The sequence below is a fragment of the Okeania sp. genome, assembly GCF_983059655.1.
On the sequence record NZ_CEZPJD010000212.1, the window covers coordinates 1 to 10,914 of the forward strand.

The window sequence follows — 10,914 nt, forward strand, 5'->3', positions numbered from 1 at the left end:
CTGATAGCTGATGGCTAATAGCTGTTTGCGCAGCATTCCGGAGGAAATGCTTACCATTTATCAAATTGGTATAAATTCTAAATTCTTGAAAAAATGATAACGATTCTAACAGGATACCAAACCACTGACCTAATTTATGATGGAACTCGCACCCTGGTTTATCGAGGGGTCAAAATTGAGGACTCGAAACCTGTGATTCTCAAAAAGCTACGCAAAGAATATCCCACTTTTAACGAACTCCTGCAGTTTCGTCACCAATACTTCCTCAACAAAAACCTGGATTTTCCAGGAATTGTTCGACCTCTTGCCTTAGAAAAATACGGGTTAGGTTATGTATTGGTGATGGAAGATGTCGGTGGGATGTCCCTGTCGCAGTATATTAGCGATCGCCCCTTGAGCATAAAAGAGTTTTTGAAGTTTGCGGTCGCGATATCTAAAATCCTCGAAGACCTTTATCGAAATCGAGTCATCCATAAAGACATTAAACCTGCCAACATTTTAATTAACCCGGAAACTCAAGAAATATACCTGATTGACTTCAGCATTTCCTCCCTGTTACCCAGAGAAACCCAAGAAATTCAGAATTCAAACGTTCTCGAAGGTACCTTAGCTTATATTTCTCCCGAACAAACCGGACGGATGAACCGAGGTATCGACTATCGCAGCGATTTTTATTCTTTGGGAGTGACTTTCTACCAACTGCTGACGGGAGAGCTGCCGTTTAAATCCGAAGACCCGATGGAATTAGTCCACAGTCATATTGCCAAGAAACCTACTCCTGTGCATATACTCAAACCGGAAATTCCCAAAGCAATCTCAGATATAGTAATGAAACTGATGGCGAAAAATGCTGAACAGCGGTATCAAAGTGCTTTAGGAATCGAATATGACTTGAGTGAGTGTAAACAACAGTGGGAAAACACAGGTCAAATAAAAACCTTTGAGCTAGGGAGTAGAGATATAAGCGATCGCTTCCTCATCCCCGAAAAACTCTATGGACGAGAAACAGAAGTTAAAGCATTGTTGGATGCTTTTGAGCGCGTTGCCAATCCCCAGACTCTCCTTGCTCAGGGAGAAGAATCCCCCCCAACCCCCCATCAAACCAAAAGCGAAGCAACATCTGGCTTCCCCCTTTCCAAGGGGGAGGGGAGGGGGATAAAACAGGGGGGAGAAGGAGAAGGAAGGGTAGAAATGATGCTAGTGGCAGGTTTTTCAGGGATTGGTAAAACGGCTGTGGTGAATGAAGTTCACAAACCCATTACTCGTCAACGAGGGTATTTCATCAAAGGAAAATTTGACCAATTTAACCGTAATATTCCCCTATCAGGATTTGTGCAAGCCTTCAGGGAGTTGCTCGGACAACTCAATTGTGAATCTGACGCACAATTGGCACAATGGAAAGCCAAGATTTTAGATGCTGTTGGAGTTCAGGGACAAGTTTTAATTGATGTCATTCCCGAGCTAGAATCTATTATTGGTCCACAAACTCCCTCACCTAAACTCTCGGGGAGTGCCGTACAAAACCGCTTTAACTTATTGTTTAATAAATTCCTGCGTGTTTTTACAACTGCAGATCATCCCTTAGTAATCTTTTTAGATGATTTACAATGGGCTGACTCGGCATCATTGAATCTACTCAAACTCTTAATGAATCCGTCTAAACTGGGTTATTTACTCATCTTAGGAACTTATCGGGATAATGAAGTCAGTCCCGCTCATCCTTTGATGTTAACCCTGGCTGAGATTCAGAAGCGGTGCGACCCTGCGGATGTTTCATCCGCTAAGGAACGCGCACCAAGAGAACAAGAAGCAATAGTTAATACAATTACTCTAACGCCTTTGGATGAGGTTGATATTAAGCAGTTAGTTGCCGATACATTACTCTGTTCAACAACTATAGCTACACCATTAGCCCAATTAGTTTATCAAAAAACTCAGGGGAATCCATTTTTTACGACTCAGTTTTTGCAAGGATTATATGATGAAGGCTGCATCACTTTTAATTTCCCTCACTCCGTTCCTTTTAACCAAGAACAAATCAAAGGCGGATGGCAATGCGATCTCACTCAAGTTCGGCAACTTTCACTCACAGATAATGTCATAGAATTTATGACGGGGCGGTTGCAAAAACTACCGTCAGCTACTCAAAACATTCTGAAGTTAGCTGCTTGTATTGGCAACCGTTTTGACTTAGCAACATTAGCAGTGGTGTGTAAGGCAACTCCAGAAAATGTAGCCACCGATTTATGGAAAGCTCTACAAGAAGGATTTGTCATTCCTGAAAGTGAAACCTATAAGTTTTTCCAAAGCTATCAAGATGATGAGATTGAAGAAGGAGTCAGGAGTCAGGAGTCAGGAGTCAGGAGCGGTCAGACCCCGCGCCACCGCCAGGCGCAAGCGGTCGGACCCCGCGCCGCCGACAGGCGCAAGGGAACGCCGACCAAGAGAGGGAATGCTGACCAAGAGAGGGAAAATTGCATGGGGATTGCTTCCCCAAACAATTTTGAACACCATGTAGACGGTGGGGTATTAAACCCGCAAAAAAAAGATAATATCGATCGGGTTTCAGTCAATTATCGCTTTTTACATGACCGAGTTCAACAAGCTGCTTATTCCTTAATTCCTGAGAGTCTTAAACAAACAACTCATTATCAGATTGGGCAACTACTGCTGCAACAAACGCCCTCAGAAGCAATAGAAGAACGAATTTTTAATCTGGTGAATCAGTTAAATTATGGAATCACTTTAATTAGCGCTCAAAAAGAAAGAGATGAATTAGCTCAACTGAATCTGATAGCTTGTCGTAAAGCTAGAGCCGCCACTGCTTATCAAGCAGGTCGTGAATATGCTAATACTGGGTTATTACTGCTCGGTGAAACAGCTTGGGAAAATCAATATAAAGTTACGCTAGAATTCCATGAATTGGCGGCTGAATTAGCTTCCCTCAGTGGTGAAATTGAGGTGATGGAAGAGTTGATTGAAACCACGATCAAGGAAGCCAAAGACTTACTTGAAAAAGTCAATAGCTACCGAATTAGAATTCAATCAAAAGCCTCTCAAGGCCAATTGAAAGAAGCCATTACGACTGCTAAAAAACTGTTGCAGCAGTTGGGTTTTATTTGTCCAGAAACACCAACACAAACTGATATTCAAGACAGTATTACAGATATTAATCATCTCATAGGCGGGCAAGAAATTGAAGACTTAATTAATCTTCCCATTATGACAGACCGCAAAACAATTGCCATTGTTGAGATTATCAATAGTATCTTAGCTGCGGCTTACATCTCTAATTGTCCATTCTTTCCGTTACTGGTCACTTCCTCCGTTAAGCTATCCATTCAATCTGGAAATACATCCGCCTCCGCTACCGCATATAGCTGCTATGGCTTGATTACTTGTAATCTGTTGCAAGATGTAGAGGCTGGGGTTCAGTTTGGTGAGTTAGCACTTCAACTGGTCTCTAAACTGGATGCTAAAGCGATTCAACCTGAGATATTTAACACTGTAGCTTTCTTTTTAACACACCATAAATCTCACCTCAAACACACCCTACCCCTATTGAAACAAGGATATACTATCGGATTAGAAGTCGGTAATCTAGAATCTGCTGGATATAACATTAGTTCCTTCTGTGTGTATGCTTTCTGGTGCGCTCAACCCCTGGCAATTTTGGCGGAAGAAACTCGTGCTTATAACGAGATATTAATGCAACTCAAACAATTAAATGCTGCTAACTGGTGTTGTATCTCTTTGCAAACAATATTAAATTTGCTCAACGTTACAGAAAATCCAACTCTTTTATCTGGGGAATTATTTGAAGAAGCAGAGTTGAGTTCCCAGTTACACTTAGCCAATGACTTATCAGGATTAAATTACTTTTACTCGTATAAACTCATGGTTTTGATCCTCTTTGAAGAAAATGAATCTGCTAAAAAAATAGCGGTTGATACGAGAAAAACTTTAGTCGCTCATTTAGGAACATTTAATGAAGCTGGATTTTACTTCTATGATTCTTTAGCGACTCTAGCTGGATTAAAATCAGCATCTGAATTTACATCAGAAATCCGACAAAGAGTCGAAGAAAATCAAACTAAATTACAACAAGAATGGGCAGATTATGCGCCGATGAATTATCAACATAAGGCTGATTTAGTCGAAGCAGAAAAATGCCGAGTACTAGGGAAAAAAACAGAAGCAATTGAACTTTATGACCGCGCTATTGCTGGAGCAAAAGAAAATGAATACATCCAAGAAGAAGCACTAGCTAATGAACTCGCTGCTAAATTCTATCTCGCTTGGGGTAAAGAAAAAGTTGCTAGTAGTTATATGATAGACGCTTATTATTGTTATTCTCATTGGGGTGCAAAAGCAAAAGTTGCTCATCTAGAAAGACGTTATCCCCAACTGCTCAAGACTATTCTAGAACCGACCTCCGTCGGAGTTCCCTCCAATTCAACGATTACTTCTACCCAGAGCAAAAACTCAGTCAATACCAGTAGTAACTCAGACTTATGGTTAGATTTTCCGGCAGTCTTGAAAGCGGCAAAAGCTATTTCCCAAGAAGTTAAATTAGAGAAATTATTAGTCACTTTAATGCAGATTGCAATTGCTAATGCTGGGGCACAAAAGGGTCATTTTATTCTCTTCCAAGAGCAACAGTGGTTGGTCGTAGCTACCGCTGACCAAAATCAAGCAAAAACTTTAGAAATTCCTCTCGAAGAATATTCAGAAATCCCTCAAAGTTTAGTTTATTCAGTCGCACGAACCCAAGAAACCGCTGTCTTTGAAAACTTAAGTACTGCAACACAATTTAGTAGCGATCGCTATGTGATAACGCATCAACCGCTATCGGTTTTATGTATACCAATTAGTCAGCAAGGGAAACAAGTTGGAATTTTGTACTTAGAAAATAATTTAACAACAGATGTATTTACTCAAGAGCGAGTGGAAGTACTTAATTTAATTATGAGTCAGGCGGCTATTTCTGTAGAAAATGCTCGTCTCTACCAAAAAGCAGAAAACTATTCCCAAACCCTAGAAATAGAGGTTGAAAGAAAAACCAAAGCTCTCAACCAAAAAGCTAAAGATTTAGAGCAAACCCTGAAAACATTGCAACAAACTCAAGCACAGTTAATTCATACTGAAAAAATGTCATCTATCGGTCAAATGGTGGCCGGAATTGCTCATGAAATTAATAATCCCATTGGTTTTATTCAAGGAAATATTAATCATATAGAAAATTATTTTGAAGACCTCATAAATTTGCTAACCCTATATCAGACAGAATATCCTCAACCGAGTCTAGCTATTAAAGACCAGTGGGAAGAAATTGAACTGGATTTTCTCTTGGAGGATGTTACTAAAATTCTTAAATCTATGAAAGTCGGCAGCGATCGCATTAAGCAAATTGTTCTTAGTTTACGCGACTTTTCTCGTTTAGATGAATCTCCAATTAAAGCTGTAGATTTACATACTGGCATTGAAAGTACGTTGTTAATTGTACAAAATCGCTTGCAAGGGTATGATAATAAACCGGAGATTCGAGTGGTTAAAGAATATGGTAATTTACCTAAAATCACCTGTTATCCCAGCCAACTGAATCAAGTATTTTTTAATATTATTAGTAACGCCATTGATGCCATTCGCTCCCATCCACAAGCTGCTGAATCTCCAGAAATTAGGATTTCAACTACAGTAACAGATTCTCAAGAATTACGCATTACCATTGCTAATACAAATAGTGTCATTCCGGTAGACATTCAAGACCGGATTTTTGACCCCTTCTTTACAACTAAACCGGTGGGTAAAGGAACGGGTTTGGGATTATTTGTGAGTTATTCGATTATTCAACAACATGGCGGCATAATTACGGTGCAAAGTCAGCCCGGTGAAGGAACAAAATTTGAAATTATTATCCCTTATTCATCTTGAAGAAGGAGTCATATCATGTTCGGTTGAATACTTACACTTTGGAGGAAAGAAGGCAGAAGGCAGAAGGGAAAGAAAGGTTTAAAGGGAAGAGGTTTTTTATAACTGATTATCCGGACATGATATCAGTCCTCAAGAGTCAGGAATCAGGAGGATAAAGAATTAGAAAGATGAGCCTAGTTATGGCGATTGGAGATTTCTTTTATGTCCAATTAAACGGATTTGATATCAAACTCAGACAGTACAGCACATTCCCTAAATATACCGCTTTATAGCATTTTGATAAAAGAATTGTTCAGCTAATTCTTAAGTTTCTTCAGTAGTCTGTTCTGTTTTTGTAATAGACATATCCAGAAAAGAGGGAACAGGGAACAGGGAACAGGGAAGAATAATTGATAATTTATGGATAATAATTGATTTTATTTTTGATTTTTGGAGATGTCTATTGGATAATTCTGAAGTTAATGAAATAGCTTTATCGCAGGAAGAGAGAGCTTCTTCATATCGCTCAAGACTAAAAAGAACTACTGATTTTGACCTCCAAGCGTTATAATAGTCTGGCTTAAGTTCGAGAGCTTTATCTTTTATCTAAAACTTCTAATGCTTCATCATACCTTCCTAGAGCATTGAGAGTATAACCTTTATTATTCAATGCTTTTACATATTCAGGTTCTAGCTCTAAAGCTTGATCGTATAAAGCAATTGCCTCTGCATATTTTTGTGCATCTTTTAGTTCGTTTGCTTGGTAATATAACTCCTCAGCAGATGGTGTTTTTGATTCGATTTTTTCAGGACTTTTTAAATTAGAATTTTCTACATTAGTGGAATTTAATTCGCTTTTATACTAAAATAATATTAAGCAGGTAGACAAAATTAATCACATACTTTGTCAGAATGAATCCCTTATATCAAATCCGTTTAATTCGGTATAAAAAAATATTCCATCTTCACCCAGAGCGGAAAGAATTCTGAGTTTTCTTCCCTTCTGAATTGCAGGATTGCTGTTTGTGGAGCATTCCGTAGGAAATTCTGATTCACTATCTTATTACACCGATGCTACCGGATTTGATATTATTAGGTAAATAATTTTGTTTAGGTGCTTATCAAATTAATTCATACTCACTTAACTAAAATCATCTATATATGCAGCTTAAAACTATTTGGCAATTAGGTAGTAATAACCCAGAAAATCCCGATAATCTAGATACTATCCGTCAATGGTGGGCAGCGATCGCCGATCAAGAAATTACCTGGCGACAGAGACTTATTCCTGTTAGTGGAGATATTACAGAACTTGATTGGGAACCTCAAAGATTTGATGAAATATTTGAGATAGCTAAACCAGAAATTCGCGGTATCACTCTTTATTGGCAAAAACCAAACTCAACGGCAGAAAGCAATACAACTGTTCAAAAATTAGAATTACATCATACTCGTCAGGAATTATATATTTTTCCTAAATCTCAACAACAACTGGTAATTAGAGTTGCATTGCCAGAAGTCAAATATCAAAGAATTGAAATTAATAATCCCGAAATTTTAGTCGAAAAAGATATTCTTTTATTTCAGGATGCAACTCAGTTATTAGAAGTACAAATTAAACTAACACCAGAACAGTTAAATCAATTGAAGGAAAAACTTAAATAAAATGAATAATGATATCATGTCCGGTTGAATACTTATACTTTGACAGAAAGAAGGCATAATGGAGAAGGTTTGTTATTACTAATTATCCGGACATGATATAATACTCATGGATTTTAAATAGTTCAATTTAATGATTTGATGACTTGAGTAATACAAAATTATTTATCAGAAAATAATTGTTGGGTAATTATGATAGAGTATCTATTGGACTATTCAATGGATAATTTAACAGTTTTAATAAAGGAATTGCTATCTGCAAAACTTTCTTTTTTGTCCTAATTATTTTTTACCTCCTATCAAATGATTAAACTGAATATAATCTGGAGAGCTAATTTTTAGCATATTTTCTGGAGTATCGTGAATATCATCTTTAGATTTATATCGTGTTGGTTTCTTATTATAGCGCTGCGCGCAGGCAACAGGCAATAGGCAACAGGCAACAGGGGGAATAAAAAGCTTATCATATAAGACTTTTAGCTATTGGACACTTCCTGCAATTTGTAAATATGCCAGCGCACATTGCTATAACTGTGATATTCTTAATACTGACAAAACGATATTTATAATCATCAAGAAAATCTTGTTTTTCCCAAAATGATTTACCAATTGCTTGACAATATTCAACAAAACACTGCGCCCCTTTTAGTTGCTGGATAATCTCTTTCTCTTTAGATGTCTTTTTTCCTGCCTTCATTTCAATACATACGATAAATTTTCTTTGTAGGTAGTATCAGAAATAATGACAAAATCTGCACGTTTGCATTCACCTTTAATTCCCTGGAAAATTGTAGTTGGTGCGCTAAAAGTATCCACCTTAATCACAATAACTTCATCATTATCAGGCATTCCATGAATAGTTACAGTGTAGTTATCACAATCTTCTGTTAGTTTGACGATCTTCTTTTGATGTTCAGATTCTAATGCTACTGTAGCTCTCGGTTGAATCATCCTTTTAAGGATAACAATATCCGAATCAACCATCAATCTTCACCCCAGACTATTGCTTCCTGAATTCGATTCATTTCTTCAATAGTTGTATCAAAACTACGAGCTTCAATACCCATTTCCGGGTCAATATTTGCTAGGGTAAGAGTTGGGCACTTAATTTTTCTTTTATAACCTTTTGGTTGCATAAGTTTTTCTTCCGCAATATATACCTTAATCTTTTCAACAGATATTAATTCTTTTGTTTGATAACCCTCTTCCTCAGCAATGCGTTTCAGATGAGGTTTATCGTGATTCAGCATAATTAGTGTATTTAATTCCTTGATAATATAATCACTATGGGTAGTAATAAAAACCTTGATTCCCAGATTAATAAGTCGAGCAAATAGTCTAGCAACACGACGCTGGTTTTCGGGATGTAAGTTTAATTCAGGTTCGTCTACCATCAGTAAGTCCCCAGGTTGAGCTTCGTGTTTTAGATAAAAACCAATATCTAGTAAAGAACGCACAGCGCTGGAACTTTCAAGCATAGACAGTTTGGGAGGTCGTTTTCCTTGTTTCGGCAAATAATAAAGTTCGTCATTGGAAGTAACTGTATACTCACCTCCAATAATATCGGCGAAATCATTCAAAACTTCAGGATGGTCATTATGAAGAAAACTACGTTGTTTGGAAATTGTCTCTAGGTCTCGTGTAAAATCTACATTTTGTTCAACTGGAAGTGGATAATTTTGATATCCCTTAAATAAAAGCTCTCTTGGATCAATTTTATAATCTGCCTGACTCATTTCTTCACGCAAACGGTTGCGGGCAAAATTTAACTCTTTACGAAAAATAGCAGCACCTGTTCTTTCTCCACTAGCGATGAAAGGTCTAGGAAAAAGTGGAGAAAAAATAATTCTTTTGAGAGCTTTTGCAATCAAGCCTTAAGAAGTACAGCAGGAATTTTCACTTTTTCTTGTTCAACTGGAAATGTCACAACTAATTCTGTACTATCATCATTTTTAGTAAGTGAAAAAAATCCTCCACTTGGTAAACCGACTTTCTGCTCAAATTTCATATTCAAATTAATGTCATTTACATCAAAAATGACATCAAATTTTGTTTCTTTGAATTTTTCAGGCGCTGCTGCAAAAATATCTGGTAATTTCTCGGTTGTATATTCCTGACAAGCTTTAGCAACTATTTTTTGAGTTTGTTTGATATATTTTTGTATATCAACATAAATCACACCTTCAGAAAATAATTGCTGAATTTGATTGTCGATATCGATAGTAAGTATCTCTTCCCAAGTAAACAAAAATCCAAATAAGGCATAAGTAGCATAAGTCTTGCCAGTATTGTTACTACCACAAATAATCGTCAGATCGGCAAGAGTGAATTCAGCTTGCTTTAATACACCAAGATTTTGGATTTTAATTTTCATTTCTAATAATGCTTTATAATTTCTTGTATCTGTCTCAATAGTTAAATTTTAATAGTTTGATGGTTTGAGTAATACAACTTTCTAATCTTGTCAATTAATGTTGTCAGGTAATTTATACAGAAAATAGAGTTTAAAATATTCTGATATATTCTTGCCTAAATTATCACAATTCACCACTACTAAATATACTCCCACTGATTAAAAGTAGCAGCTTGACCACATTGCTGTTGATTTTCATCTAGAAGATTCCAGATGATAGCATTTGAGATCCAAAACTGTTTGCCTTTACTGGAAATACGAACCCCCCGATAATCACTAATATACCCTTTAGTTTTGGCCTGAGTCAATAATAATTCCCGTTCTTTGCGCTCTACAGGTTGTGCTGTCTCGCGAGAGGGTGTATGGGTAAACTGCTCCCAACTCATTTCCCACAACTTCAATGCTTGCTGATTACCATAATTTAAGATAGGGTTTTCTTCCATACCGTGAGAAACAACAATAAATGGAGCTTCCCACAATGCTTGAGCCACAAATTCCGGTGTTCCATCTACATCCATTAGAGTTTTACCAGTCCAATATTTATAGCTCCATAACAGTCTTTGGGTATGGCGAATTATAGTTTCTTGTTTCCAAGGGTATGAGATATTTTCAGTCATTGATAATTTTTCAACAGTTAATCATCAAGCATTCTATCTTGATTTTCTACCTTTTGAATTAGATTTCTCTTAAAATTTTACCTGTTAATTTGAATCAATGATTGATCTTGTTTTGTAATAAGGATGTACATCAATGCTACAGCCACCATCTACAAAAAGAGTCTGCCCAGTAATATAACCTGCTTCTTCTGAAAAGAAAAAGCCAATGCTTGCAGCGATCTCCGAAGGTTTACCAAAGCGCCCTATTGGCACCCCCCTTAAATAGCGCTTTTCCACTTCACTTCCTGATGGGTAATAATATCTAAATAA

Annotated in this window: 9 protein-coding genes; 2 read left to right on the forward strand and 7 right to left on the reverse strand. The window is 37.1% G+C overall.

Annotation, left to right across the window (positions count from 1 at the left end):
- Positions 1 to 93 precede the first annotated feature (93 nt).
- Positions 94 to 5,934: a trifunctional serine/threonine-protein kinase/ATP-binding protein/sensor histidine kinase gene (locus tag AC3DU7_RS13770; protein ID WP_488039902.1), complete on the forward strand. Its 5,841-nt coding sequence runs from the start codon at positions 94 to 96 to the stop codon at positions 5,932 to 5,934.
- Positions 5,935 to 6,508: 574 nt separating this feature from the next.
- On the opposite strand, the gene AC3DU7_RS13775 is transcribed toward AC3DU7_RS13770, so the two are convergent.
- Complete coding sequence (locus AC3DU7_RS13775) at positions 6,509 to 6,715, reverse strand: tetratricopeptide repeat protein (protein WP_488039910.1); 207 nt, start codon at positions 6,713 to 6,715, stop codon at positions 6,509 to 6,511.
- A 359-nt stretch (positions 6,716 to 7,074) separates the two neighbouring features.
- Here AC3DU7_RS13775 and AC3DU7_RS13780 point away from each other — a divergent pair, with 359 nt between their 5' ends.
- Positions 7,075 to 7,578 (forward strand): hypothetical protein, encoded by a 504-nt coding sequence (locus AC3DU7_RS13780; protein ID WP_488039903.1) that lies wholly within the window; start codon positions 7,075 to 7,077, stop codon positions 7,576 to 7,578.
- Between the two features lie 460 nt (positions 7,579 to 8,038).
- Here AC3DU7_RS13780 and AC3DU7_RS13785 read toward each other — a convergent pair whose 3' ends face one another.
- The 6 genes from AC3DU7_RS13785 to AC3DU7_RS13810 all read right to left on the reverse strand — a co-directional run.
- Positions 8,039 to 8,272, reverse strand: a complete 234-nt coding sequence (locus AC3DU7_RS13785) for a hypothetical protein (RefSeq protein ID WP_488039904.1) — start codon at positions 8,270 to 8,272, stop codon at positions 8,039 to 8,041.
- Positions 8,269 to 8,559, reverse strand: a complete 291-nt coding sequence (locus tag AC3DU7_RS13790; protein WP_488039905.1) for a hypothetical protein — start codon at positions 8,557 to 8,559, stop codon at positions 8,269 to 8,271. The genes AC3DU7_RS13785 and AC3DU7_RS13790 overlap by 4 nt, the downstream gene beginning before the upstream one ends.
- Positions 8,559 to 9,446 carry an AAA family ATPase gene (locus tag AC3DU7_RS13795; RefSeq protein ID WP_488039906.1) on the reverse strand — a complete coding sequence of 296 codons (888 nt, stop codon included), beginning with the start codon at positions 9,444 to 9,446 and terminating at the stop codon, positions 8,559 to 8,561. Before AC3DU7_RS13795 ends, AC3DU7_RS13790 begins: the two co-directional genes overlap by 1 nt.
- Entirely contained in the window at positions 9,443 to 9,949 is a 507-nt protein-coding gene (locus AC3DU7_RS13800; protein WP_488039907.1) for an AAA family ATPase, read from the reverse strand. The genes AC3DU7_RS13795 and AC3DU7_RS13800 overlap by 4 nt, the downstream gene beginning before the upstream one ends.
- 179 nt (positions 9,950 to 10,128) lie before the next feature.
- Positions 10,129 to 10,605 (reverse strand): MEKHLA domain-containing protein, encoded by a 477-nt coding sequence (locus tag AC3DU7_RS13805; RefSeq protein WP_488039908.1) that lies wholly within the window; start codon positions 10,603 to 10,605, stop codon positions 10,129 to 10,131.
- An 84-nt stretch (positions 10,606 to 10,689) separates the two neighbouring features.
- Positions 10,690 to 10,914, reverse strand: a 225-nt coding sequence (locus AC3DU7_RS13810; protein WP_488039909.1) for an SDR family oxidoreductase, incomplete at its 5' end; no start/stop codon positions are given.

Excerpts from the sequence above, each read along its gene's own strand:
- AC3DU7_RS13785 (WP_488039904.1), bottom strand. The coding sequence starts at position 8,272 with ATGAAGGCAGGAAAAAAGACATCTAAAGAGAAAGAGATTATCCAGCAA.
- AC3DU7_RS13805 (WP_488039908.1), bottom strand. The coding sequence starts at position 10,605 with ATGACTGAAAATATCTCATACCCTTGGAAACAAGAAACTATAATTCGC.
- AC3DU7_RS13780 (WP_488039903.1), top strand. The coding sequence starts at position 7,075 with ATGCAGCTTAAAACTATTTGGCAATTAGGTAGTAATAACCCAGAAAAT.
- AC3DU7_RS13800 (WP_488039907.1), bottom strand. The coding sequence starts at position 9,949 with ATGAAAATTAAAATCCAAAATCTTGGTGTATTAAAGCAAGCTGAATTC.
- AC3DU7_RS13790 (WP_488039905.1), bottom strand. The coding sequence starts at position 8,559 with ATGGTTGATTCGGATATTGTTATCCTTAAAAGGATGATTCAACCGAGA.
- AC3DU7_RS13770 (WP_488039902.1), top strand. The coding sequence starts at position 94 with ATGATAACGATTCTAACAGGATACCAAACCACTGACCTAATTTATGAT.